21 protein-coding genes are annotated in these 24,959 nt (G+C 75.8%); 10 read left to right on the top strand and 11 right to left on the bottom strand.

Features of this window, described 5'->3' with window-relative positions; translation table 11 throughout:
• Positions 1–21: 21 nt before the first annotated feature.
• Positions 22–2,316 (top strand): HelD family protein, encoded by a 2,295-nt coding sequence (locus BLT39_RS03885; protein ID WP_091058781.1) that lies wholly within the window; start codon positions 22–24, stop codon positions 2,314–2,316.
• On the opposite strand, the gene BLT39_RS03880 is transcribed toward BLT39_RS03885, so the two are convergent.
• The 4 genes from BLT39_RS03880 to BLT39_RS03865 all read right to left on the bottom strand — a co-directional run bounded on the left by BLT39_RS03880 (position 2,303) and on the right by BLT39_RS03865 (position 6,953).
• On the bottom strand, positions 2,303–3,172 hold the full coding sequence (locus BLT39_RS03880; RefSeq protein ID WP_091058777.1) for a tryptophan 2,3-dioxygenase: 870 nt from the start codon (positions 3,170–3,172) through the stop codon (positions 2,303–2,305). The genes BLT39_RS03885 and BLT39_RS03880 overlap by 14 nt on opposite strands.
• Positions 3,173–3,203: 31 nt before the next feature.
• The gene (locus BLT39_RS03875; RefSeq protein WP_091058775.1) at positions 3,204–4,004 is read right to left on the bottom strand and encodes an endonuclease/exonuclease/phosphatase family protein; all 801 of its coding nucleotides are present in this window, start codon (positions 4,002–4,004) and stop codon (positions 3,204–3,206) included.
• Between the two features lie 89 nt (positions 4,005–4,093).
• Complete coding sequence (locus BLT39_RS03870; protein ID WP_091058771.1) at positions 4,094–5,758, bottom strand: HNH endonuclease signature motif containing protein; 1,665 nt, start codon at positions 5,756–5,758, stop codon at positions 4,094–4,096.
• 343 nt (positions 5,759–6,101) lie between these two features.
• Entirely contained in the window at positions 6,102–6,953 is an 852-nt protein-coding gene (locus tag BLT39_RS03865; protein ID WP_242658134.1) for a helix-turn-helix transcriptional regulator, read from the bottom strand.
• Between the two features lie 103 nt (positions 6,954–7,056).
• Between BLT39_RS03865 and BLT39_RS03860 the strand changes: the two genes are divergently transcribed.
• From BLT39_RS03860 to BLT39_RS22685, 3 genes are all read left to right on the top strand, one after another.
• A complete protein-coding gene (locus BLT39_RS03860) occupies positions 7,057–7,749 on the top strand; it encodes an SDR family NAD(P)-dependent oxidoreductase (protein WP_091058764.1) in 693 nt (230 codons plus the stop codon).
• Between the two features lie 58 nt (positions 7,750–7,807).
• Positions 7,808–9,832 (top strand): NAD(+) synthase, encoded by a 2,025-nt coding sequence (locus tag BLT39_RS03855; protein WP_091058761.1) that lies wholly within the window; start codon positions 7,808–7,810, stop codon positions 9,830–9,832.
• 121 nt (positions 9,833–9,953) lie between these two features.
• The gene (locus BLT39_RS22685; RefSeq protein WP_207507556.1) at positions 9,954–10,826 is read left to right on the top strand and encodes an SRPBCC family protein; all 873 of its coding nucleotides are present in this window, start codon (positions 9,954–9,956) and stop codon (positions 10,824–10,826) included.
• A gap of 21 nt (positions 10,827–10,847) precedes the next feature.
• Here the strand turns inward: BLT39_RS22685 and BLT39_RS03845 are convergent, their stop codons facing one another.
• From BLT39_RS03845 to BLT39_RS03835, 3 genes are all read right to left on the bottom strand, one after another.
• The gene (locus BLT39_RS03845) at positions 10,848–11,435 is read right to left on the bottom strand and encodes a TMEM165/GDT1 family protein (protein WP_207507555.1); all 588 of its coding nucleotides are present in this window, start codon (positions 11,433–11,435) and stop codon (positions 10,848–10,850) included.
• A gap of 239 nt (positions 11,436–11,674) precedes the next feature.
• A complete protein-coding gene (locus tag BLT39_RS03840; RefSeq protein WP_242658133.1) occupies positions 11,675–14,425 on the bottom strand; it encodes a diguanylate cyclase domain-containing protein in 2,751 nt (916 codons plus the stop codon).
• Between the two features lie 154 nt (positions 14,426–14,579).
• Positions 14,580–16,361 carry a GGDEF domain-containing protein gene (locus BLT39_RS03835; protein ID WP_091058756.1) on the bottom strand — a complete coding sequence of 594 codons (1,782 nt, stop codon included), beginning with the start codon at positions 16,359–16,361 and terminating at the stop codon, positions 14,580–14,582.
• A 107-nt stretch (positions 16,362–16,468) separates the two neighbouring features.
• On the opposite strand from BLT39_RS03835, the gene pheA reads away from it, so the two are divergent.
• Positions 16,469–17,419, top strand: coding sequence for a prephenate dehydratase (pheA, locus tag BLT39_RS03830; protein ID WP_091058751.1), 951 nt, complete (start codon positions 16,469–16,471; stop codon positions 17,417–17,419).
• A 94-nt stretch (positions 17,420–17,513) separates the two neighbouring features.
• On the opposite strand, the gene BLT39_RS03825 is transcribed toward pheA, so the two are convergent.
• From BLT39_RS03825 to BLT39_RS03815, 3 genes are read right to left on the bottom strand one after another with little or no spacing between them, the layout of a single operon-like run.
• Entirely contained in the window at positions 17,514–17,837 is a 324-nt protein-coding gene (locus BLT39_RS03825) for a GroES family chaperonin (RefSeq protein WP_091059456.1), read from the bottom strand.
• An 8-nt stretch (positions 17,838–17,845) separates the two neighbouring features.
• Entirely contained in the window at positions 17,846–18,193 is a 348-nt protein-coding gene (locus BLT39_RS03820; protein WP_091058748.1) for a metallopeptidase family protein, read from the bottom strand.
• Positions 18,190–19,623: a GuaB1 family IMP dehydrogenase-related protein gene (locus BLT39_RS03815; protein WP_091058745.1), complete on the bottom strand. Its 1,434-nt coding sequence runs from the start codon at positions 19,621–19,623 to the stop codon at positions 18,190–18,192. The genes BLT39_RS03820 and BLT39_RS03815 overlap by 4 nt, the downstream gene beginning before the upstream one ends.
• 42 nt (positions 19,624–19,665) lie before the next feature.
• Between BLT39_RS03815 and cobF the strand changes: the two genes are divergently transcribed.
• Together cobF and BLT39_RS03805 are read left to right on the top strand one after the other, a co-directional pair.
• Positions 19,666–20,436, top strand: a complete 771-nt coding sequence (cobF, locus tag BLT39_RS03810; protein WP_091058742.1) for a precorrin-6A synthase (deacetylating) — start codon at positions 19,666–19,668, stop codon at positions 20,434–20,436.
• 99 nt (positions 20,437–20,535) lie between these two features.
• Complete coding sequence (locus tag BLT39_RS03805) at positions 20,536–21,237, top strand: hypothetical protein (RefSeq protein ID WP_207507554.1); 702 nt, start codon at positions 20,536–20,538, stop codon at positions 21,235–21,237.
• 63 nt (positions 21,238–21,300) lie between these two features.
• Here the strand turns inward: BLT39_RS03805 and BLT39_RS03800 are convergent, their stop codons facing one another.
• Positions 21,301–21,729 (bottom strand): ATP-binding protein, encoded by a 429-nt coding sequence (locus BLT39_RS03800; protein WP_091058738.1) that lies wholly within the window; start codon positions 21,727–21,729, stop codon positions 21,301–21,303.
• 141 nt (positions 21,730–21,870) lie between these two features.
• Between BLT39_RS03800 and serS the strand changes: the two genes are divergently transcribed.
• The 3 genes from serS to BLT39_RS03785 are packed head-to-tail and all read left to right on the top strand — an operon-like array spanning position 21,871 to position 24,871.
• Positions 21,871–23,157 carry a serine--tRNA ligase gene (gene serS, locus BLT39_RS03795; RefSeq protein ID WP_091058735.1) on the top strand — a complete coding sequence of 429 codons (1,287 nt, stop codon included), beginning with the start codon at positions 21,871–21,873 and terminating at the stop codon, positions 23,155–23,157.
• On the top strand, positions 23,154–24,071 hold the full coding sequence (locus BLT39_RS03790; RefSeq protein WP_242658132.1) for an HAD family hydrolase: 918 nt from the start codon (positions 23,154–23,156) through the stop codon (positions 24,069–24,071). The genes serS and BLT39_RS03790 overlap by 4 nt, the downstream gene beginning before the upstream one ends.
• Positions 24,068–24,871: a Cof-type HAD-IIB family hydrolase gene (locus tag BLT39_RS03785; protein WP_242658131.1), complete on the top strand. Its 804-nt coding sequence runs from the start codon at positions 24,068–24,070 to the stop codon at positions 24,869–24,871. Before BLT39_RS03790 ends, BLT39_RS03785 begins: the two co-directional genes overlap by 4 nt.
• The last annotated feature ends 88 nt before the right edge of the window (positions 24,872–24,959 follow it).

Raw genomic sequence — 24,959 nt, 5'->3', positions numbered from 1 at the left:
GCCCCCTGAGGAGACCCGCACGTGTCGAGCAGCACCACCGACCAGGCGCTCGCCGAGGAGCAGGAGCACGTCACCGGTCTCTACGCCCGGCTCGACGCCGCCCGGGAGCTGGCGGTCACCCGCCGGCAGCAGGCCATCTCCGCGCCGCTGGTGGACAACCCGCAGGCGATGGGGGAGAAGGAGGCCGCGGTCCGGTTCCACGGCACCCGGATCGTGCAGCTGGACGCCGCCGAGGCCGGGCTGGTGCTGGGCCGGCTGGACCGCGAGGAGAACCCGCAGCCGCTGTACGTGGGCCGCACCGGGCTGCCCGCCGACGACGCGGGCGGTGACCCCGCGCTGGTCGACTGGCGGGCCCCGGCCAGCCGGCCGTTCTACACCGCGACCCCGTTCCGGCCCGAGGGCATCGCCCGGCGCCGGCACATCCGCACCCTGGGCCGCACGGTCACCGGCATCGACGACGAGGTGCTGGTGCTCGCCGAGGGCGAGGAGGCCGACGACCGCGGGCTGACCGGCGAGGCCGCGCTGCTGCGCGCGCTGACCGCTGAGCGCACCGGCCGGATGACCGACATCGTGCGGACCATCCAGGCCGAGCAGGACGCGATCATCCGCTCGGACTCCCGCGGCATCCTGGTCGTGCAGGGCGGCCCGGGCACCGGCAAGACCGCCGTCGCGCTGCACCGCGCGGCCTACCTGCTCTACACCCACCGCGACCGGCTCGCCCGCAGCGGCCTGCTCGTCGTCGGGCCCACCCCGACGTTCCTGCGCTACATCGCCGACGTGCTGCCGGCCCTGGGTGAGACCGGCGTGGTCATGGCCGGTCTGGGCGACCTGCGGCCGGGGCTGTCGACCACGCTGGTCGACGAGCCCGCGGTGGCCGACGTCAAGGGCCGGCTCGCCATGGCGGAGGTGGTCGCCGCGGCGGTGAAGGACCGGCAGGGCGTGCTGCGCGGCACCCGCGAGCTGGTCATCGACCGGGAGCGGATCCGGCTGCGCGCGGGCGACGTCGCCAAGGTGCGCACCCAGGCGCGGCGGGCGTCGCGGCTGCACAACCTGGCCCGCCCGGCCTTCTACCGCGGCCTGGTCGACCTGCTGGCTCAGCGGGTGGCCGACCGGCTGGGCTCCGACGTCCGGGGCGGGGAGAACCTGCTGGACGCCGAGGACCGCCGCGCGCTGCGCCGGGAGATCGCCGGGGAGCCCGCGGTGGTCGACCTGGTCGAGGAGCTGTGGCCGCTGCTCACGCCCGAGGACCTGCTGCGCGACCTCTTCGCCTCGCCCGACCGGTTGGCCCGCGCGGGCCGGGGGCTGTCGGACGCCGACCGGGCGCTGCTGCTGCGCGGTGCCGACGCCCCGTGGACGGTGTCCGACGTCCCGCTGCTGGAGGAGGCCGACGAGCTGCTCGGCGTCGACGACTCCGCCGAGCGGGCCGCCGCGGCGCGCCGCCGGCAGGCCGGGCTGGACGAGGCGCAGCGGGTGCTGGACCTGCTGCACGGCTCCCGGTCGCACGACGCGGACGACGACGAGGAGTCCGAGGAGCTGATGGCCGGCGACCTGCTGGATGCCGAGGGCCTGGCCGCCCGGACCGACGAGGCCGACTACCGCTCCACCGCCGAGCGGGCCGCCGCCGACCGCACCTGGACCTTCGGGCACGTGGTGGTCGACGAGGCGCAGGAGCTGTCGGCGATGGCCTGGCGGGTGCTGGCCCGCAAGTGCCCGACGCTGTCGATGACCGTGGTCGGCGACCTGGCGCAGACCGGCACGCTGGGCGGGGCGGACAGCTGGGCCGAGGTGCTCACCCCGCACGCCCGGACGCAGTGGCGCCAGGCGGTGCTGACGGTCAACTACCGGACGCCGACGGAGATCATGGAGGTCGCCGCGGACGTGCTGGCGGCGTCGGGGTCGACGCTGGCGGCGCCACGGTCGGTGCGCAGCAGCGGCGAGCAGCCCCGGGCCGAGCGGGTGGCGGCCGGCGACCTGCTGGACCGGGTCGCCGAGGTGACCGCGGACCTGGCCGGCAAGGGCGGGACGGCGGCGGTGATCGTGCCGCCGTCGCTGTTCGGCGCCGCCGTGGCCGCGCTGCCCGACGCCACCGCCGGGGCGGACGCCGACTCCTCGGCCGGCCCGGTGCTGCTGCGCCCGGCGGAGGCCAAGGGCCTGGAGTTCGACTCCGTGGTGCTGGTCGAGCCGGCCGCGGTGCTGGCCGAGGGTGTGCGCGGGGACTCCGACCTCTACGTCGCCCTGACCCGCGCCACCCAGCGGCTGGCCGTGCTGCACAGCCAGGACCTGCCCGACAGCATGTCCCGCCTCACCGACCAGTAGCGCCGGCGCCGATGCCGGTGCGGACCTCGTAGAGCTCGGGGAAGAAGGTGAGGTCGAGCGCGCGGCGGAGGAACGCCGCGCCCGAGGAGCCGCCGGTGCCGGTGGTGGAGCCGATGGTGCGCTGCACGGTGCGCAGGTGGCGGAAGCGCCAGAACTGGAAGGCGTCCTCGATGTCGACGAGGTCCTCGCAGGTGGCGTAGGCGTCCCAGTGCGCGTCGGTGTCGTCGTAGACCCGGCGGATCACCGGGACCAGCTCGGGGGAGAAGGTCCAGGCCGCCGTGACGTCGCGGTGCAGCAGCTCCTCGGGGACGGCGTGGCCCGCGCGGGCGAGGTGGGCGAGGAAGGCGTCGTAGACGGTGGGGGTGCCCAGCAGCTCGGCCAGCACGGCGCGGGCGGCGGGGTCGGCCTCGAAGACCGTCAGCATCGCGGCGTTCTTGTTGCCGAGGATGAACTCGACGGCGCGGTACTGGTGGGACTGGAAGCCCGAGGAGCTGCCCAGCGCGCCGCGGAACTCGGCGTACTCGCTCGGCGTGAGGGTGGCCAGCACCGACCACTGCTCGGCGAGGGTCCGGAAGATGTGCTTGACCCGGGCCAGGCCCTTGCGCGCGCGGGCGGGGTCGTCGGCGTCGAGCTGGTCGCGGACCGCGCGCAGCTCGTGCAGGACCAGCTTGAACCACAGCTCGGTGGTCTGGTGCTGGATGATGAACAGCAGCTCGTCGTGGTGCTCGGGCCGGCTGACCGGGTGCTGCGCGGACAGCAGGCGGTCCAGGTCGAGGTAGCCGCCGTAGGTCATGGTGTCGCGCAGGTCGGTGCGGATGCCGGCCTCGAGCGGGCGCTCGCCCGCGTGCTCGCTCATCCCCGCATCGTGCACCCCCCGGTGGCCGGGCTCAGCCCTCGAGGTCGAGCACCAGGGGCCGGTGGTCGGAGACGACCGGCGCAGCGACCACCTCGAAGCGGCGGACCGCGTCGACGTCGGAGACGAGCGCGTAGCTGGCGTGCCGCACCGCCTTGGCGTAGAGGTGGGTGCGGGTGTCGGCGGTGCCGACGAGGTCGCGCAGCCCGATGCCGGCCAGCACGTCGAAGGTCTCCGAGTCCGGCAGCAGGTTGAGGTCGCCCACCAGGACGACCAGGTCGCCGGGACGGCGGACCCGCTCGACGACCTCGGCGAGGCGCTCCGCCTGCGACCGTCGGAGACCGGTGTCGCCCTTGCCGCTGCGCTCGCGGACGCCGTGGGTGTGCACCACGACGACGGGCCGGCCGCCGTGCGGGTCGACGACGCGCACGGCCTGCGCGAGGCGCGGCCGGCCCTCGGGCGGCCACTCGTCGTGCGCGGCGAAGTCGCCGACGACGTGCTCCGCGCCGAGGCCGACCACCGGCAGCCCGTGGCGGACGAACACGGCCTCGCCGAACAGCTGGCGGTGCCGGGTGCCGTCCTCGCCGACCACCGGCCCGGTGTCGAAGGTGACGAAGTGCGCCTCGTGGCCGGGCAGCACGGCGCGGACGTCGGCGAGGAGGTCGGAGCGCTGGCGCAGGGTGCGGTCGCCGTCGGCGTAGGTCACCCAGCCGTGGTGCGTCGACGAACTGGTGACCTCCTGCAGGCACAGCACGTCGGCCCCGACGGCGGGGAGCCAGGCGAGCAGCGCGTCCAGCTCGACCCCGCACCAGGCGTTCAGGCTGACGATGCGCACGGGCGCCGAAACTAGCGACGCGCGTGGGCCCCCCGGCGAGCGGGCCCCTGCGGGAGACGTCAGCCGTCGACGCCGGGGCGCAGTGCAGCTCAGAACGGGGCGGGGTCCGCGACCGGGTCGTGCGGTGGCGGTGGTGGGTGCCCGAGGTCGAGGACGTCGCCCTCGCCCGGTGGCTGGGTGACCAGGGTGCTGCCACCGGGCGTGGTGACGTGCAGGGTGCCGTCGGGGTCGAGGGCGAAGCGCCAGCCGGGCGCGAAGGTCTTCAGCCGGTGGTGCCGCCGGCAGAGCAGCACCAGGTTGCGCACGCAGGTACGCCCACCGGCCGCCGGGTCACGGTGGTCGTAGGGGACGACGTGGTCGGCGTCGGTGCGCAGCGCGACCTGGCGGCACCCGGGGAAGCGGCAGTGCCGGTCGCGGGCGCGGAGGTGGCGGTACTGGGCGGCGGTGGGGGCGTAACCGGCGGCCGGTGGTGGTGGGCCGACGCCTCGGCCGGCGCGGGCGGCGGCGAGGAGCTCCTCCGGGGTGGCGACGGCGAGCAGGCGGCCGTGCTCGCCGGTGACGGTGAAGGCCAGCTCCCCGCCGTCGGGGTGCGTGAGACCCAGGGCGTCGATGCGCCGCAGCAGCTCCCGCACCGCGGCCGGCGACACCGGCAGCCCACCCACGTCCCCCACCTGCGCACCGCCGGGCACATCTGCTCCCTGGCGGGCTCCGGGCGCAGGTGTCCCGTCGTCCCCGCCTCCGGGCACACCCGTCCCCTCGTCAGTGGGGGACGGATCGGCGTCAGCGGTTGTGGCCTCGGCGTCGGCGTCGGCGAGCAGGTCGCCGATGCCGGGGACGAGTAGGTCGGCGAGGTCGGCGTTGATGGTCAGGTGCGCGATGGCCGGGTCGAGCGCCTCCCACGGCCGGGTCAGCAGGGTGACGACGAGCGCGGTGCGGATCTGGCCGGCCGGGCGGTCGTCGCCCTCGGCCTGGAGCCTGCGGACGAAGGCGTCGAGCTGGGCCTTGACCAGCGCGGCGTCAGCGGCGTCGAGGTGGGTCGCGCGCAGGTCGGCCAGGCCGTCACCGGTGCCCTGCACCCGGACGTCGGCCTCCCGCTTGCGGAGGTTCCTGCGCCGGTCGGCGGCCTCGGGGTCGGCAGCGACCAGGGCGGCGTCGACGCGCTCGCGCAGCGTGGTCGGCGGGCACCCGGCCGCTGCCCACTCCACCCCGCGTGCTGCGACCTCGTCGACCACTGCGTCGTCGACCGGGCCGCCCCAGGACGCGGCCTGGTAGCGCAGTGCCCGCACCAGCACCTTGGCCCGGGTCTCGTCGATGCGGCCGTCGGCCAGCGCGTGCCACACCGCGGGCAGCTGGCGGACCAGCACCAGGTCGTCGTCGACCAGGTAGCGGGCCGAGGGCACCGACATGCGCAGCAGGACCGCGACCTCCTCGGGCAGGAAGTCGTCGGCGGCCTGCAGCGACGGGTCGAGGTCGCCGTCGGCCTCGGGACGGGTGTCGGTGCGGGCCCCGGGCGCGAACGGCAACGGCTGCCGGGCGCCGAGGGTGGCCTTGCGCTCGACGAGCCCGGCCCGGTAGGCGGCCAGCGCCGCCATCTGGCGGTGCACCGAGGCGAGCTCGTCGTCCAGGGCGGCGCCCGCGAGGCCGGCGGCTGCGGCGAGGCCGGTCAACCGCGGCAGCACCGTCGGACCCCCCGCGCGGTCCACGGCGAGGCGCGGGGTGATCTCCACCCAGAACCGCTGCGCCGTCGCCGTCATGGACCCATTCGACCAGAGGGGTACGACAGTTCCGGGCCCCGAACGAGCTCCTGAGCAGGCATTGTTCCGGATCCTGGCCGATGCCGACACCGGTCCAGGTGGTCGGCGCGGGGCGTGGGATCGTGATCTCCGGGTGGGTGCGATGTCCGGCTCGACGGCGCCTGTGGGCGTCGAGTGCCCTGCCGTCGGCGGCCCCGTCGTCCTCCTGCACCACCTCGCCGTGCTGGACGAGGCCCGCCACCGCGCACCACCCACCGGTCAGCCAGCGACCGGCGGTCCCGTGCGTTGGTGCCGAGGTCGGTGAGCCTCGCGGTCGTGGCACCCCGGAACCCCGCGCGGGCCGTCAGACGGCGGCGGCTGCGGTGACGCGGAGGAAGTCGAGCTTCTCGGCGGCGGGGGACCCGGCGGGCACGGTCATGGCCACGATCTGCAGCTCCGACCCGCTGACGGTGAACACGTCGCAGTCGACCTCCAGCCGGCCGACCGTCGGGTGCTCGACCACCTTGCGCTGGGACAGGTGCTCGCCGACCACGCCGGTGCGCCACAGCCGGGCGAACTCGGCGCTGCTGTCCTGCAGCCGGCCGATCAGCGCCCGCAGCCCCGGGTCCTCGGGGTGGCGGCCCTGGGCCCGGCGCAGGCCCGCGACCAGCGACTCCCGGAACCCCGCCCCGCCGTCGGTGTGGACCGCGCGGCCGATCCGCTCCTCGGCGAACCGGTCCTCGTGGAAGGTCTGCACGACCAGGTTCCGCTCCCACGCGGTGCGCCCGGCCGGCTGCCCGAACAGCGCCGCCCAGGTGGGGCTCCACAGCAGGATGTCCCAGCTCGCCGTGAACACCGCGATGGGGTTGTCGCCCATCCGCGTCACCATCCGCTGCACCCCGGCCGGCACGTGCGTGCTCACCAGGGCGTCCCCGGGCGGCCGCAGCCCGGCGAGGGAGTACAGGTGGTCCCGCTCGGCCCGGTCCAGCTGCAGCGCGCGGCCCAGCGCCGCCACCACCTGCGCGGACGGCGTCCGGGCGCGGCCCTGCTCCAGCCGGACGACGTAGTCCACGCTCACCCCGGCCAGCGCCGCCAGCTCCTCCCGCCGCAGCCCGGCGGCCCGCCGCACGCCCCCGGTCGCCGTCCCCACGTCGGCGGGGGACAGCCGGTCCCGCCAGGACCGCAGCAGCGACCCGAGCTCACCGTGGTCCGTCACGCCCCCAGTGTCGTCCCGCCCGCACCCGACAGCCTGGTACCGGCACTCCACAGGCTGTGCCGGGCCACGCGCCGACCCCGCCACCCGGCGCACAGTGGCCGGCATGACCACGACACTGATCACCGGCGGCAACAAGGGCCTGGGTCGCGAGACCGCCCGCCGCCTCCTCGCCGAGGGCCACACCGTGTGGATCGGCGCCCGCGACGAGCCCCGCGGCCGGCAGGCCGCCGACGAGCTCGGCGCCCGCTTCGTCCAGCTCGACGTCACCGACGACGCCTCCGTCGCGGCCGCGGCGGCCACCGTCGGCGCGCTGGGCGGGCTCGACGTCCTGGTGAACAACGCCGGCATCACGGGCAGCCACGCGGACCCGGCCGACCTCACCGGCGCCGACGCGCTCGCCGTCCTGGACACCAACGTCGCCGGCGCGGTCCGGACGACGACCGCCTTCCTGCCGCTGCTGCGCGCCTCGGCCGCCCCCGCGATCATCAACGTGACCAGCGGGCTGGGCTCCTTCGGTGCCGTGCACGACGGCGACCGCATCGAGTCCACCGTGGTCGCGCCGCTGTACTGCGCGTCGAAGTCCGCACTGACCATGCTGACCGTGCAGTACGCCAGGGCCCTCCCCGGCATCCGGGTGAACGCCGCGGACCCGGGCTACACGGCCACCGACCTGAACGGCAACAGCGGCACCCAGACGGTCACCGAGGGCACCGACGCCGTCGTCGCGCTGGCCCTGCAGGGTGCCGACGGCCCGACCGGCACGTTCACCGACCGCGCGGGCACCGCACCGTTCTGACACCCGGCCGGGGGAGGGCGGCCGACGGCGGGGGCCCGGGCGCGCGACACTGATCACCATGGGGTTCACCTCGGTCTACCGGCACGGGTTCGCGCGGGTGGCGGCCTGCACCCAGCGCACCGCGCTCGCCGACCCGCCGGCCAACGCCGACGCCGTCCTCCGCCAGGCCCGGGCCTGCGCCGAGGACGGCGTGGCGGTCGCGGTCTTCCCCGAGCTGACCCTGTCCGGCTACTCCGTCGAGGACCTGCTGCTGCAGGACCCGCTCCTGGACGCCGTCGAGACCGCGCTGGCCCAGGTGGTCGAGGGCAGCCGCGACCTGCTGCCGGTGCTGGTGGTCGGCGCCCCCCTCCGGCACCGCAACCGCGTCTACAACTGCGCCGTCGTGGTGCACCGCGGCCGGGTGCTCGGCGTCGCCCCCAAGTCCTACCTGCCGACCTACCGCGAGTTCTACGAGCGCCGCCAGCTGGCCCCCGGCGACGACCAGGCCGGCAGCGCGATCCGCATCGGCGGGGACGACGTCCCCTTCGGCCCCGACCTGCTCTTCACCGCCACCGACGTCCCGGGCCTGGTGCTGCACGCCGAGGTCTGCGAGGACATGTGGGTGCCCGTCCCGCCCAGCGCCGAGGCCGCCCTCGCCGGGGCGACGGTGCTGGTCAACCTCTCCGGCTCGCCGATCACCGTGGGCCGGGCCGAGGACCGCCGGCTGCTGGTGCGGTCGGCGTCCAGCCGGTGCCTGGCCGCCTACGTCTACGCCGCCGCCGGCGAGGGCGAGTCGACCACCGACCTGTCCTGGGACGGCCAGACCCTGGTCTACGAGAACGGCGTCCTGCTCGCCGAGACCGACCGCTTCCCCGACGGCGACCGCCGCGCCGTCGCCGACGTCGACCTGGACCTGCTCCGCCAGGAGCGCGCCCGGATGGGCACCTTCGACGACAACCGCCGGCACGTCGCGCCGTCGGTCCGCACCGTCGAGTTCACCCTCGACCCGCCGGAGGGCGACCTCGGCCTGCGCCGGGAGCTCGAGCGCTTCCCGTTCGTGCCCAGCGACGACGCCCGCCTCGAGCAGGACTGCTACGAGGCCTACAACATCCAGGTCGCGGGCCTGGCCCAGCGGCTGGCCGCGATCGGCGACCCGAAGGTCGTCATCGGGGTCAGCGGCGGGCTGGACTCCACCCACGCGCTCATCGTCGCCGCCCAGGTCATGGACCGGGCCGGTCGCCCCCGCAGCGACATCCTGGCCTTCACCATGCCGGGGTTCGCCACCAGCGACCACACCAAGGGCAACGCCTGGGCGCTCATGCGCGCCCTGGGGGTCACCGCCGCCGAGCTGGACATCCAGCCCACCGCGCGGCTCATGCTGCAGGAGATGGGCCACCCCGCGGGTGCCGGCGAGCCGGTCTACGACGTCACCTTCGAGAACGTGCAGGCCGGCCTGCGCACCGACTACCTGTTCCGGATCGCCAACCAGCGCGGCGGCATCGTGCTGGGCACCGGCGACCTCAGCGAGCTGGCCCTGGGCTGGTCGACCTACGGGGTCGGTGACCAGATGAGCCACTACAACGTCAACGGCGGCATCCCGAAGACCTTCATCCAGCACCTCATCCGCTGGGTCATCGCCACCGGCCAGTTCGACGAGGAGGTCGGCGCGACGCTGCAGTCGATCGTGGACACCGAGATCAGCCCCGAGCTGGTGCCGGGGGAGACCGCGCAGTCGACCGAGGCCAGCGTCGGCCCCTACGCGCTGCAGGACTTCACCCTCTTCCACGTGCTGCGCTACGGCTTCCGGCCCTCCAAGATCGCCTTCCTCGCCTGGCACGCCTGGCGGGACGCCGGCGCCGGGGACTGGCCGCACGCCTACCCCGAGGCCAAGCGCACCGCCTACGACCTGCCCGAGATCCGGCACTGGCTCGAGGTGTTCTGCCAGCGCTTCTTCGGGTTCAGCCAGTTCAAGCGCTCGGCGATGCCCAACGGGCCCAAGGTGAGCGCCGGCGGGTCGCTGTCCCCGCGCGGTGACTGGCGGGCGCCCTCGGACGGCTCGGCCGCGCTGTGGCTGGCCGAGCTGCGCGCGAACGTGCCGGGGTGAGCACCCGCCCGTCGGCCGCCGAGCGCGCCGCCGTGCTGCCCGGGGACGACGTCGTCCCCGACGCCACCATCGCGATGGACACCGCCTTCGACCTGCCCGCGCCGCCGGCCGACGTCTGGCCGTGGTTCGTGCAGCTGGCTACTACCTCCCGAGGTGGGTCGATGCCCTCACCCCGCGCGCCCGCCGCGGCCTGCGGCACCTGGACCCCGCGCTCGCCGGCCTGCGGGTGGGCGACACCATCCCCGACTGGGGCGGCCGGCACGCCACCTTCACCGCGCACGAGATGACCCCGCCGCACGTGCTCGTGCACCGGTCGGTCCGCGACCACGTCCGGCTGAGCTGGGCCATCGTGCTGCACGAGCGGGGCAGCGGCACCCGGGTGCAGCTGCGGCTGCGGCTGGCCGGGGTCCGGCACGAGCGCCTGGCCCGCGTGCTGGGTGGCGCGGCCGACCGGTTGACCGTCGCGGGCCTGGCCGTCGGGATGCGGGAACGGCTCACCAGCGCAAGCGCCGCTGCCGGTGCGGAACCGATCCGGCCGCGACACGATGGGCCGATGGCCACCGTCTCGCGGCACGTCGACGCCCCGCCCACCGCCGTCTGGGACGTGCTCGCCGACGGCTGGTCCTACAGCAACTGGGTGGTCGGCGCCTCGCACATGCGCGCGGTCGACGCGGTCTGGCCCGCGGCCGGGGCGGTGCTGCACCACAGCCAGGGCAGCTGGCCGCTGACGCTGGACGACGAGGCCCGCGTCGAGGTCTCCCAGCCCGCCAGCAAGCTGGTGCTGCTGGCCAAGGGCTGGCCGCTGGGCGAGGCCCGGGTGCAGCTGGACCTGCGCAGCGAGGACGGCGGCACCCGGGTCACCATGACCGAGGAACCGGTCAGCGGCCCCGGCAAGTGGGTGCACAACCCGGTCTCGGAGGCGGTGCTGCGCCGGCGCAACGTCGAGGCGCTGGAGCGGCTGGCCGCCATGGCCGAGCGGCGCACCGAGCCCTGATGCCCGGCGCGCCGCCGGGCATCAGGTCAGCTCGGTGATGGCCTCGATCAGCAGCCAGGCGCCGAAGAGGAAGAACAGCGCCGCGGCGCCGTACTTGATGGTCTTCTCCGGCAGGCTCTTGCCCAGCCAGCGGCCGACCACGATGGCCAGCGCGTCCGCGGCGACCATGCCCAGCGTCGAGCCCAGCCAGGTGCCGAACCAGCCGTGGTCGGTGGCCAGCGTGATGGTCGCGAGCATGGTCTTGTCGCCCAGCTCGGCGAGGAAGAAGGCCGTGCCGACGGCGATGATCGCCGACTTCGTGGTCCGGTTGACCTTGTCCCTCTCGTCGTCGCTGAGCTCGTCGCCGCGCAGCGTCCAGAAGCCGAACGCGATGAAGGCCAGCGCGGCCACCAGGCTGATCCAGGCGGTGGGCAGCGAGACGCCCAGGCCGTAGCCGATGCCCACCGAGGCCAGGTGCACGACCGCGGTGGCGACCGTGATGCCGATGAGGGTCGGCACGATCTTGTAGCGGGTGGCGAACGTGAGCGCCATGAGCTGGGACTTGTCACCGAGCTCGGCGACGAAGATGACACCGAAGCTGAGCACGGTGCTGTAGAAGACTGCGTCCACGCGTGGTGGGCCTCTCTGCGACCGGCCGGGCCGGGTCCTCGCGAGACCTCGACCCGGCACACGGATGTACCTGGGTCGAAGGTCTCGCCCGCCCCGGTCTCCCGAGGCCCTCGTGACCGGGCGCCGGAGCGCCAGCATGTCGACCACGAGATTGGGGGGCTACTCCCCTTCGCTGGGAGAGGACCCTACCAGCGGCTGCGGCGCCGGAGGCCCCGCCGCGGCGTGGGTCCGGTCACGGCTCAGCGCCGGGCGATGCGGGCGGCCACGACCCCGGCGGCGCAGCCGTCGTCGACCGCGGAGACCACCACCCCGGCGGTGCCGGAGTTGAGCATCGTCAGGAGCGCGCCGATGCCGGCGAGGGCCCCCGACTGCCCGCCCGACGTGGGGACGGCGACGACGGGCACCTCGGTGGCACCGGCGACCGCGGTGGCCAGGGCCGCGTCGGTGCCGGCCACGACGACCACGCACCCGGCGTCCGCCAGCAGCGACCCGTCGGCCAGCAGCGCCGGCACGGCGGCGACGCCGACGTCCTCGACGCGGACCACCTCGGTGCCGCCGACCCGGGCCAGGAACGCGGCCTCGGCGGCGACGGCGGTGTCCACCGACCCGGCGCCGAGCACCACCACCCGCCCCCGCGGCTCGGGCAGCGGCCCGACTGCGGCGGCCATCGCCGCGTGGTCCATCGTCGTGTAGGCGTCGTGCTCGGCGGCCAGCGCGACCAGGGTGTCGGCCGGGGCGCCGACGACGACGGCGGGCCGCTCGGGGTGCTCCTGCCGGGCGGCGCGGACGAGCGCGAGCACGTGCTCGGTGCTGCGGCCGGCGGCGCGGACGACCTCGGGGCCGGTGCGGGGCGCGCGGGTGGCCGGGGTGCGACCGGCACCGGGGGCCGGCTGGTCGGCGGCGGGGACGTCGGCGGGGCCGTCGGCAGGGCCGACCACCCGGCCCACGACCCGCGGGCGCGGGCCCGGGCGGGTGGGGACGGGCTCAGCGGGCACGGCGGGCTCCACCAGCAGCCGGCCGAAGCCGCCCGCGTCGTCCTCCTCGGCGCGCGGGGAGGGCACGTCGCGCGGGCCGCCGAAGAGGATGTCGGTCGGCTGGGGCTGCACGCCGGCGACACTATCCGCCGGACCGGCCGGCGCGGCATCACCGGAGGTGGCCGTGTCGAGGTCGAGCAGCTCGCCCTCGAACACCGGCGCCGCCGGCCGCGGCGGGTCGGCGGGGGCGCCGTCGGCGGCGCGGGTCTGGGTCACCCCGGACAGCCGCACCACGCGGTCGCGGCCGCTGCGCTTGGCGTCGTAGAGCACGCCGTCTGCCGCGGCGAACAGCGTGCGGCGGTCGTCGCCGCGGGCCGCCGACGCGATGCCCGCGCTGATCGTCACCGGCACGTCGACGCCGAGGGCGGACCAGTCGTTGGTGGCGATGGACTGCCGGATCCGCTCCATGGCCCGCTCGCCCTGCTCCGCGGTGGTGTCGGGCAGCAGGATGACGAACTCGTCGCCCGCCCAGCGGCACACCTCGTCGGTGTCGCGGACGCCGTCGACCAGCAGCTGGGCGACCGCGCGCAGCACGGCGTCGCCGCCGGGGTGCCCGGCCTGGTCGTTGATCGCCTTGAAGTGGTCGATGTCCACCACGGCCAGGGCGGGGGCGGCGCCGGCGGCCAGCAGGCCGTCGAGCCGGCCCTCGGCGTAGCGCCGGTTGGGCAGGTGGGTCAGCGGGTCCTCGTAGGCCTGCCGGCGCAGCTGCCCGGCGGCGCGCTCGGTCTCCAGCAGGCTCTTGCGGCGGCCGAACAGCTCCACCCAGCGGGTGCGCCGCTCGTCCACCCGGTCCAGCTCGTCGGCCAGGTAGGCCTGCAGGTAGGGCAGCGCCCGCGCGGCGTCGTCCAGGTCGGCGTGCAGCGTGCACAGCTCGCGCAGCGCCGCCCGCCGCAGCCGGGGCAGGCCCTGCTCGGTGGCCAGCGCCAGGGCGAGCGCGAGGTGGTCGTCGGCGTCGGCGCCCCGGCCCTGCCGGCGCAGCGCCCGGCCCAGGGCCAGCTCGGCCGCGGCCAGCAGGGCGCGGTCCTCGCTGGCCGGGACGGTGCCGGCCACCCGCTGCAGGACGGCGACGGCGGCGTCGTGCTCGCCGAGGCCCACCAGCGCGGAGCCGAGCACCACCTCGGCGGTGGGCCGGTGCGGGTCGTCCTCGGCCAGCCCGGCCAGGCTCTCCTCGGCCAGCGCGCGGGCCTCGGCGAAGTGCGGGTCGGCGGCGTCGGGGCTGTCGTCGTCGAGCAGGCCCTCGCCCACCTCGGCGCAGAGCGCGGCCAGCCGGGCGGCGCTGTCGCCGACCAGGCCGCCGGCGTCGGGCCCGGGCTCGTCCTCGGCCAGCCGCAGGGCGGTGTGGTGCGCCCGGCGCTGGTAGTCCAGGGCCAGCGGCATCAGCTCGAGGTCGGCCAGCACCGACGACAGCGCGCCGAGGGTGTGCACCAGCAGCGGGGTCGGGGGCAGCGCGGGGTCCAGCAGGCTGGCGGCCTCGACCGCCTCGTCCATGGCGGCGTCCACGCGGCGGGACAGCAGCTCGATGCGGGCGTGCCGGGCCAGGCCGGCGGCCCGCTGCAGGTCGTCGTCGCTGGCGTCGAAGGCGGCGCGGGCCGAGCGGACCAGGGCGATGGCCGCCGCGGCGTGGCCGGCGGACCCGGTGCGGGCCCCCACGCGGCCGGCGCCGGCGTCCTCGGCCGGCGGGCCCTCGTGCGGGTCGTGCGGGTCGAGCGGGCGCTCGACCGCGCTGCCGGTCTCGTCGATGGGGTCGCCGAGCAGGGTGAACCCGGCCATCCGCAGCCGGCGGACGAGCAGCTCGGCGCGCAGCGTGTCGGCCCAGGCGCGGGAGAGCGAGGTCAGCGGCGCCCCGGCCGCGGGTGCGGGGTCGCCGTCGGCGTCGGACAGCAGGGCCTCGGCCACGTCGAGCTGCCAGTTCGCCAGCGCAGCGCTGACCTGCTCGTGCAGGATCCCCGGTGGCACGAACGCACTGTGCCCGGCGGACTGCGTTCTGTCACGCATTCCGTCGGGGCCACGCCGCGGCCGCCGGGTTCGCCGGGTCACGGCCGCCCCAGGGACCCCGGCCGTCCCACCGGCACCAGCGGCACCACCGCGGCGGGCGCCACGACGGGGGGCATCACGGCGCCGGGTCCGGGTCGGCCGCGTCGGGGTCGGGCTCGAAGGCCCAGCCGGGGGAGCGCGGGGTGCGGGCCCCCAGCAGCTCGTCGACCAGGGCGTCGACCGAGGTGTGCGGTCCGGCGGGCGCCGGGGCGTCGTCGCCGTCGCGCGGGGAGGTGCGCACCCGGTCGCGGCCGGCGCGCTTGGCGGCGAACAGGTGCAGGTCGGCGTCCTCGAACAGCTGCCGCCAGGTGCGCGGCGCCTCCGGGTGGGAGGTGGCGATGCCGATGCTGACCGTCACCTCGTCGCGCACGCCCAGCTCGTCCCAGGCGCACTGCACGACGGCGCGGCGCAGCCGCTCCATCGCCACCACCGCCTGCGCCTCGCCGGCCCCGGGCAGCACGACCAGGAACTCGTCGCCGGCCCAGCGGTACACCTCGTCGCCGGTGCGGCAGTGCACGCGGAGCAGGTCGGCCAGCCGCCGCAGCACGGCGTCGCCGTGCAGGTGCGAGTGGCTGTCGTTGACCGACTTGAACCTGTCGACGTCGACCACCGCGAGGGCCACGGGTGCCGCGGCCGGGTCGAGCTCGGAGAGCCGGCGCTCGGCGCTGCGCCGGTTCCCCAGCCCGGTGAGCGGGTCCTCCAGGGCGTGCCGGCGCATCAGCGCGGTCTGCCGCTCGGCCTCGCGCAGCCGGGAGCGGCGGACGAAGAGGTCGGCCCACAGCTCGCGGCTGCGCTGGTGCATCCGCACGGTCTCGCCGCGGTAGGCCTCCAGCCAGTGCAGGGCCTCGGCGGCCCGGCCGAGCGCCGCGGTGGTGCGGCCGAGCTCCAGCAGCGCCTGCCGGTAGCGGCGCCGGTCGCCGACCGCGGCGAAGGCGGTCGCCGCGTCGGCCAGCAGGTCGGCGGCCTCCTCGGCGGGCGGGCCCAGCGCGTCCGGGGGGCCGGCCAGCCGGCAGAGCAGGCGGGCCAGCGCCAGGTCGGCGTAGCCGCGCAGCCACGGCCCGCCCTCGGCGGCGACCCGGTCCCGCACCCGGCGCAGCGCCGGCAGGGTGTCCTCCAGGTCGCCGGCCAGCATCAGCGACCAGCCGTGCACGACCGAGAGCAGGTCGGACTCGGCGTCGGCGGGCTCGTGCGGCAGCTCGGTGGCGGTGAACGAGCAGCGCAGCGCCACCGCGGCCAGCCGGGCGGCCCGCACCTCGTCGCCGCGCCGGTGCACGGTCTGGGCCAGCTCGGCGTGCTGCTGGGCGCACAGCGCGAGCAGCTGCCAGCGGGCCGCGTCGTCGTCGAGCTCGGCGGCCACCCGGTGGCCCCGCAGGGCCTGCGCGACCGCCAGCTCCTCCAGGTCCAGCCGGGTCAGCGCCAGCGACAGCCACAGGTGGGCCTGGTGCAGCGCGCGGCTGGGCTGGTCGGCGGGCACCTGGTCGGTGAGCAGGCTGGCGTCCACGGCCAGGTGCAGCGCGGCCTCGAACCGGTCGCCGGCCACCTCGAGGTGGGCCAGGTAGGCCAGCAGGAGGGCGCGCTCGGCGTCGGCCGGGCCGTCCTCGGCGGCGGCGCGGGCGGCGGCCACCTGGTCCGCAGCCGCCCCGGCGTCGTGCTCGGCCAGCAGCCGGCGGGCGGCGAAGGCGTGCGACCAGGCCTGCCAGCGCGGGGACGACGTGGCGGCGGTGAGGTCGGCCTCGTGGTCGGCGAGCAGGTCGGTGAAGACCCGCGGGTCGTCGCCGTCGCTGACCGCCAGCAGGTCCCAGCGCAGCCGGGACAGGGCGTCGTCCACGACGGAGGTGTCGGCGGCGCCGGTGCTCACGCGGACCTCTCCTCACCTGGGCGACGGCGGACGCCGACACGACGGTGGCGAGGCAGCTCCCCCCGGGTCGTCCGCGCTGGACGCCCCGGCCGCACTACCCTCGCCGGATGCCTGCTCAGCCCACGGGACCGACTCCGACGAGGTTCGCCTTCCTGGGGCCCGAAGGTACCTTCACCGAAGCTGCCCTGCGCAGTCTCGGACCCCCGTCCGAGGGGGGCTCGGTCCCCGCCGCGAGCGTGCCCGCCGCCCTGGCCATGGCCCGGTCCGGCGAGGTCGACGCGGCCTTCGTGCCGCTGGAGAACTCGGTCGAGGGCTCGGTGTCCCCGACGATCGACGGCCTGGCCGGGGGCGAGCCGCTGGTCATCACCCGCGAGGCGTTCCTCGAGGTGGACTTCGTGCTGGGCGTCCGCCCGGGCGCCGGGCTCGCCGACGTGGCCCGGCTGGGCAGCCACCCGCACGCGCTGGCGCAGACCCGGGGCTGGGTGGCGCAGCACCTGCCCGATGCCGAGGTGCTGCCCGCGGCCTCCACCGCCGACGCCGCCCGGCTGGTGGCCGAGGGCGCCCTGGACGGCGCGGTCTGCCCGGAGTTCGCCGCGCAGCGCTACGGCCTGGAGGTCGCCGCCGCGCGGCTGGCCGACACCCCGGGCGCGGTGACCCGCTTCGTCCAGGTGGAGCGCCCCGGCCGGCTGCCCGCGCCGACCGGCGCGGACAAGACCACGCTGACCTGCTTCGTCGCCGACCGCACCGGCGCGCTGCTGGACCTGCTGACCGAGTTCGCCTCGCGCGGGATCAGCCTGACCCGGCTGGAGTCCCGGCCCACCCGGGAGCGGCTGGGCGTCTACTCGTTCTCCGTGGACTGCGAGGGCCACGTGGCCGACCGGCGGGTGGGCGACGCGCTGGTCGCGCTGCACCGGCTGTGCGACGAGGTGCGCTTCCACGGCTCCTACCCGCGGGCCGACGGACGGGCCGCCGCCGCGGTGCCCGAGCGCTTCGCCGACACCGCCTTCGGGACGGCGGAGGGCTGGCTGGCGCGGCTGCGGCAGGGCGCGGCCGGCTGACCCCCGAGCCCGCAGCCGCGTCGTCACGGCTCCTCATCCTGCTACCGCTGGGGGGTCGCGCAACCCCTGTCGACCACATCGTGTGGTCGGGCGGTCACAGGTAGAGGCCGCCGGCCTCCTCGATCCGCTGGGCGGCGACCGCGTGCACGTCGCGCTCGCGCAGGATCAGCAGGTCCTCGCCGTGCACCTCGACCTCGTGCTGGTCGTCGGGGGAGAACAGCACCTGGTCGCCCACCTTCACCTGCCGCACGTTGCCGCCCACGGCCCGGGCCTCCCCCCAGACCAGCCGCTTGGCGATCTGCGCGGTGGCCGGGATGAGGATGCCGCCGGAGCTGCGCCGGTCGCCCTCGTCGGCGCGCAGCGACACCAGCAACCGGTCGTGCAGCATCTTGATCGGCAGGCGTGCGTCGTCGGGCATGGCCGCCATCATCCCCAGCCCAGTTCGTGCAGCGTGTCCTCGTCGATGCCGAAGTGGTGCGCGATCTCGTGCACCACGGTCACCGTCACCTCGTGCGCGACCTCGGCGGCGGTGTCGCAGACGTCGCAGATGGCCTCGCGGTAGACCATGATCCGGTCCGGCAGCTGGCCCGACAGGTCCCACGAGCGCTCGGTGAGCGCGTACCCCTCGTAGAGCCCGAGCAGCTCGGGCTCGTCGGGGTTGCGGTCCTCGACCAGGACGACGACGTTGTCGACCAGCGCCATCAGGTCGGCCGGCACCTGGTCCAGGGCGTCGGCGACCAGGTCCTCGAACTCCTCGAGCGGGAGCGGCCTCACCAGCTGGTCGGCAGCGGCCGGCCCTCCTCGTAGCCGGCCGCCGACTGCACCCCCACCACGGCGCGCTCGTGCAGCTCGTCGACGGTGCGCGCACCGGCGTAGGTGCACGCCGACCGGACGCCGGCCACGATCTGGTCGACCAGGTCCTCCACGCCCGGACGGGCCGGGTCCAGGTACATCCGGGAGGAGCTGATGCCCTCCTCGAACAGCCCTGCGCGGGCCCGCTCGAACCCGGACTGGCCGGCGGTGCGCGCCTTGACCGCGCGGGCCGAGGCCATCCCGAAGCTCTCCTTGTACATCCGGCCGTTGCCGTCGGTCTGCGCGTCGCCGGCGCTCTCGTAGGTGCCGGCGAACCAGGACCCGACCATCACGCTGGCCGCGCCGGCGGCCAGGGCGAGGGCGATGTCGCGGGGGTGCCGCACCCCGCCGTCGGCCCAGACGTGCTTGCCGCCCTCGCGCGCGGCCGCCGCGCACTCCTCGACGGCGGAGAACTGGGGCCGGCCGACGCCGGTCATCATGCGCGTGGTGCACATGGCGCCGGGGCCCACGCCGACCTTGACGACGTCGGCGCCGGCCTCCAGCAGGTCGCGGGTGCCGGCCGCGGTGACCACGTTGCCGGCCACGATCGGGACGTCGCCGGACACCGACCGGGCCGCGCGCACCGCCTCGACGGCCTTGGCCTGGTGGCCGTGGGCGGTGTCGACCACCAGCACGTCGACGCCGTGCGCCAGCAGCGCCCCGGTCTTGCCGGCCACGTCGCCGTTGATGCCCACGGCGGCCGAGGTCAGCAGCTGCCCGGCCGCGTTGACCGCCGGGGTGTAGAGCGCCGAGCGCAGCGCGCCGGTGCGGGTGACGACGCCGACCAGCTGGTCGCCGTCGACGACGGGCGCGGCGTTCACCCGGGCCTCGGACAGGACGTCGAAGACCTTGGGCAGGTCGGTGCCGGCGGGGACGGTGAGCGGGTCGGGGGCCATGACCTCCGACAGCTGGGTGAACCGGTCCACCCCCTGGCACGCGCCGTCGGTGACCACGCCGACCGGCCGGCCGCCCTCGACCACGACGACGACGCCGTGCGCGCGCTTGGGCAGCAGCTGCAGGGCCTCGGCGACGGTGGCGGTGGGGGCCAGGGTGATCGGGGTGTCGTAGACGGTGTGCCGGGTCTTCAGCCAGCCCACCACCTCGCCGACCACGTCGACCGGGATGTCCTGCGGGATGACCGCCAGCCCGCCGCGCCGGGCGATGGTCTCGGCCATCCGCCGTCCGGAGATCGCGGTCATGTTCGCCACGACGACGGGGATCGTCGTCCCGACCCGGTCCGGGGTGGTCAGGTCGACCTCCAGCCGCGACCCGATGGTCGAGGGGTTGGGCACCATGAAGACGTCGGCGTACGTCAGGTCGGTGGTCGGTCGCTGGTCGCTGAGGAACCGCATGGGCCCATGGTCCCGCACGCCGGGTCTGGTTGGCTCGGGCGCATGCGACGTCTGCGGGTCATCGGCATCGGGGCGGGCGACCCGGACTACGTCACCGTCGGCGCGGTGCGCGCGCTCAACGAGGTCGACGTCTTCCTGGTGCTGGACAAGGGCCCGGCCACGGCGGACCTGACCGCGGCCCGCCGCGCGGTGTGCGAGCGCTTCGTCGAGGGGGAGTACCGCTTCGTCGAGCTCGCCGACCCCGAGCGCGACCGCGACCCGGCGTCGGTCGCCGCGGCCGATCGCTACACCCGGGCCGTCGACGACTGGCGCACCGACCGCGCCGTCCTGCTGCAGCGGGCGATCGAGACCGAGGTGCCCGACGGCGGCACCGGCGGGTTCCTGGTGTGGGGCGACCCGTCGCTCTACGACGGCACCATCCGGGTGCTGGAGGAGATCGCCGCCGCCGGGGAGCTGGACATCGAGTGGGACGTCGTCCCCGGCATCACCGCCGTGCAGGCCCTCACCGCGCGGCACGGGGTGCTGCTCAACCGGGTCGGCGGGGCGGTGCACCTGACCACCGGCCGCCGGCTGGCCCAGGAGTTCCCGCCCAACGCCGACGACGTCGTGGTGATGCTGGACAGCGACCTGGTCTGCCGGCGGTACACCGACCTGGACCTGACGATCTTCTGGGGCGCCTACCTCGGCACCGCCGACGAGCTGCTGGTGGCCGGGAAGCTCGCCGACGTGGTGGACGAGATCGCCGCGGTGCGGGCGGCCGCGCGCGAGCGCAAGGGCTGGGTGATGGACACGTACCTGCTGCGTCGTCCGTGACCGGGTTGGCCGTTACGAACTCGTGACATCCGGATACCGGGGCCGGTCCGAACTCCTCGTGACACCCCGACAGGGGACCGAGACACCGAAGGAGTCACCGTGAACCTGAAGACCGGCAAGCGCACCGCCATCGCCGCCCTGGCCCTCACCGCCAGCCTCGGCCTGGCCGCCTGCAGCTCCGACTCGGGCAGCAGCACCAGCTCGAGCACCTCCGCCGCCGCGGCGACCTCGTCGACCGTGACCAACCCCGAGCCCATCGCCACCATCCCCGCCATCTCCGGCGGCGACACCGCGGTGGCCCTGGACTCCGGCTTCCTCGACGCGCTGACCACCCTGGGCATCACCCCGGGCACCATCGGCACCGCGACGCTGGACGGCACCACGCTGGACTTCCCGATCACCGGCGGCACCGCGACCGTCTACGACAAGGACTCCGGCTACCGGCCCTTCGTCCAGGGCGCGATCTTCCACACCGGCTCGGGCATCTCGCTGACCGCCGGCGCGAACGTGATCCAGCTCGAGAACTTCGTCGTCGTCCCGAGCAAGCCGGCCATCCTGTTCGCCGACGTGTCGGTCAACGGCCAGCTCGCCGCGCCGTCCTTCCCGCTGTTCAACCTGAACGGCACCACGCTGGAGCCCATCACCGTCGACAGCTCGGGCAACGCGATCCTGACCGGCACCAAGGTCGAGGTCAGCGCGGCCGCCGCCGACTTCCTCAACACCACCCTCGGCGCCCCGAACGCCGTCCCGGCCAACTTCCTGGTCGGCGTCGCCACCCTCACCATCCCCACCGGTTCCTGACCCGGTAGCGCCAGCGCCCCCCACCTCCGCGGAGGTGGGGGGCGCTGCTGCGTGCGGGGGGAGCTAGCGGAGCACGACCCAGACGTGCTTGCCCTGCTCGGAGGCGTACCAGCCCTCCTGCACCGCGTCGTGGGCCACCAGGCCCAGACCCATGCCGCCGTGGACCGGGTCGCGGTCGACGGCCGGGCGGGGCGGGGCGTCGGCTGCCCGGTCGCACACGGTCAGCAGCCACGCGTCGTCGGTGCGGCCGACGTCGACGAGCACCGGGGTGCGGCCGTGCCGCAGCGCGTTGCTCATCAGCTCGTCCAGCGCAAGCACGAACATGTCCGGGTCGGCGACGGCGGGGCCGTCGCTCGCCTCGTGCTCGGCGATCCGGCCGCGCAGCTCGCGGCGGATCCGCGGCAGGTCGGTCAGCGCGGCCGGGGTCCAGTGCCAGATCGGCTGCGCGGCCGGCGGTCGACGCTCCTGCCACACGGCGGTCGGCTCAGCCACGGGGCGGCCCGTCGGACGGCATGCGGGGGACCTCCTGGTCAGCGGCGCTCCGTGTCCGCTCCCCAGTCTGCCCCCGGCACCGGGGCCGGAAACGCAGCGGTCCAGCCCGGACGGCGAGGGGGCGCCACCTACCATCGGCGCGTGATCGACCTGCGCATGCTCCGTGATGACCCCGACGCCGTCCGCGCCAGCCAGCGTGCCCGCGGGGACGACGAGTCCCGGGTCGACACCCTGCTCGCCGCCGACGCCGAGCGCCGCGCCGCGGTGCACCGCGCCGACGACCTGCGCGCCGAGCAGAAGGCCGTGTCGCAGTCGGTGAAGAAGGCCACCCCCGAGGAGCGGCCCGCGGTGCTGGAGCGCGCACGGGCCCTGTCCGCCGAGGTCAAGGCCGCCGAGGAGGCCACCCGCGCCGCCGACGAGGCGCTGCGCGCCGCGCACCTGGCCATCGCCAACGTGGTGGCCCCCGAGGTGCCCCCGGGCGGCGAGGACGACGCGGTCACCCTGCGCACCGTCGGCGAGGTGCCGACCTACGACTTCGAGCCCCGCGACCACCTCGACATCGGCACCGCGCTCGGCGCCATCGACATGGAGCGCGGCGCCAAGGTGTCCGGCTCGCGGTTCTACTTCCTCACCGGCCCGGGCGCGCTGCTGGAGTTCGCGCTCGCCCAGCTGGCCATCACCCGCGCCGTCGCCGCCGGGTTCACGCCCGTCGTCGCGCCCGCGCTGGTCGGCGCGCAGGCCATGGAGGGCACCGGCTTCCTCGGCGAGCACCTCGAGGAGGTGTACCGCGTCGAGCGCGACGACCTCTACCTCGTGGGCACCTCGGAGGTCGCGCTGGCCGGCATGCACGCCGACGAGGTGCTCGACCTGTCGGCCGGGCCGCGTCGCTACGCCGGGTGGAGCTCCTGCTTCCGCCGCGAGGCCGGCTCCTACGGCAAGGACACCAAGGGCATCATCCGGGTGCACTGGTTCGACAAGGTCGAGATGTTCAGCTTCTGCGCCCCCGAGGACGCCCAGGCCGAGCACCTGCGGCTGCTGCAGTGGGAGGAGGAGTTCCTCCAGGCCCTGGAGCTGCCCTACCGGGTGGTCGACATCGCCGCCGGCGACCTGGGCACCAGCGCGTCGCGCAAGTACGACATCGAGGCCTGGTTCCCCACCCAGGGCACCTACCGCGAGCTGACCTCGACCTCGGACTGCACCACCTTCCAGGCCCGCCGGCTCGGCATCCGCCACCGCGACGCCGACGGCCGGCCGCAGACCGTGGCCACCCTCAACGGCACGCTGTGCGCGATCGCCCGCACCATCGCCTGCCTGCTCGAGGTGCACCAGCGTGCCGACGGCTCGGTGCACGTCCCGGCCGCGCTGCGCCCGTGGCTGGGCGGGCACGCCGTCCTCACCCCCGGGATGTCCCTGGCGCCCACCCCGTGACGGCGCACATCCCGGCCCGGGCGGCGAACCAGCTGCCCGCGCACAGCGGGGGCGCGGGCAGCGACGTCGTCCTCGAGCTCGGGGACCTCGGCCCCTGGCGGCCGCGGCTGGTCGCCACCGACCTCGACGGCACGCTGCTGACCAGCCAGGGCACGGTCAGCGACCGCACCCGCGCCGCGATGGACGCCAGCTGGGCGGCCGGCGTGCCGGTCGTCGGCGTCACCGGCCGCGGCCCGCGGCTGCTGGACAGCGTGCGGACGACGCTGGGCGGCCGCGGTGTCGCCGTCCTGGCGCAGGGGGGCTTCGTGGTCGACCTCGACCGCGACGAGGTGCTGCGCACCGTCGGGTTGCCGCGCGACGAGGCCCAGGCGGTGGTCGACGCGATCGAGGCGGTGACCGGCGAGCTGGTGCTGGCCGTCGAGGACGCCGACACCCAGGGCGCGGCGCTCTCGCCGCTGCGGGTGCAGCACGGCTTCGACTGGCCCTACCCCGAGCCCGCCGACCTGCTGCCGCGCCACGAGGTGCTCCCGCCCGGGCCGGTGCTCAAGGTGTTCCTGCGCTCGGAGACCCTCGGCCAGGACGAGCTGCTGGCCCTGGCGCGCTCGGTCACCGACCCGTCCGTCGCCGAGGTCACCCACGCCGGGCTCGGTTTCATCGAGGTGCTGCCGCCGGGCATCACCAAGGCCAGCGGGCTGGCGGTGGCGCTGGAGCGGTTCGGCGTCGCGATGTCCGACGTCCTGGTGTTCGGCGACATGCCCAACGACCTGCCCATGATCACCGCGGTGAACGAGGCGGGCGGCCGCTCGGTCGCGGTCGCCAACGCCCACCCGGCCGTGCTCGCCGCGGCCACCGCCCGCACCGGCGGGCACGACGCCGACGGCGTCGCCCGCTACCTGGAGGCACTGCACCCGTGAGCTGGACCCCGAAGCTCATCGCCAGCGACATGGACGGCACGCTGCTGCGCAGCGACGAGACCGTCGCGCCGGCCACCCTGGAGCAGATCGCGGCCTGGGGGGACGACGGCGTGCCCTTCGTGCTGGCCACCGGCCGGCCGCCGCGCTGGATGCTGTCCATCCGCGAGGTCGTCCGCGAGGGCGTGGCGGTCTGCTGCAACGGCGCCGTCCAGCTCGACCTCGGCCGGTTCGAGGTGCTGCACGAGCACGCCATCGACGTCGACGTGCTGCGGCACGTGACCGCCGAGCTGCGCCGCGAGCAGCCGGGCACCTGGTTCGCCGTCGAGTACGGCCTGGAGTTCCGGCACGAGCCGGTGTACCAGCCGCGCTGGGACGTCGACGCCCCCGGCGTGGCCGTCGCGACGCTGGAGGAGATGGTGTCCGCGCCCGCGGCCAAGCTGCTGGCCCGGCACGAGGACCTGCCCCGCGAGGAGTTCCTCGACCTGGTGGCCCGCGCCGTCGGCGACCGCGCCACCGTCACCAACTCCTCCTCCGACGCGCTGGCGGAGATCTCGGCCCAGGGCGTCAGCAAGGCGACCGGCCTGGCCGACGTGTGCGCCGACCTGGGCCTGGGCCCGGCCGACGTCGTCTTCTTCGGCGACATGCCCAACGACGTCGCGGCCTTCGAGTGGGTGCGCGCGGGCGGTGGCCGGGCGGTGGCGATGGGCAACGCCCACCCCGACGTGCTCGCCGTGGCCACCGACGTCACCGCCACCAATGACGAGGACGGCGTCGCCCGGTTCCTCGCCGGCCTGCGCTGAGGCGTCGCCCACCCGGGCGCGCCTCGCGGCGGCTTACGGTGTAGGAAGGGTGGTGCGCGACCGGGCATTGCCCGACTGTTCCGCCCGG

The sequence above is a fragment of the Klenkia brasiliensis genome, assembly GCF_900100695.1.
Lineage (GTDB): Bacteria > Actinomycetota > Actinomycetes > Mycobacteriales > Geodermatophilaceae > Klenkia > Klenkia brasiliensis.
Note: the sequence above shows the minus strand (reverse complement) of the source record. Positions and strands in the feature narration are given on the sequence as shown.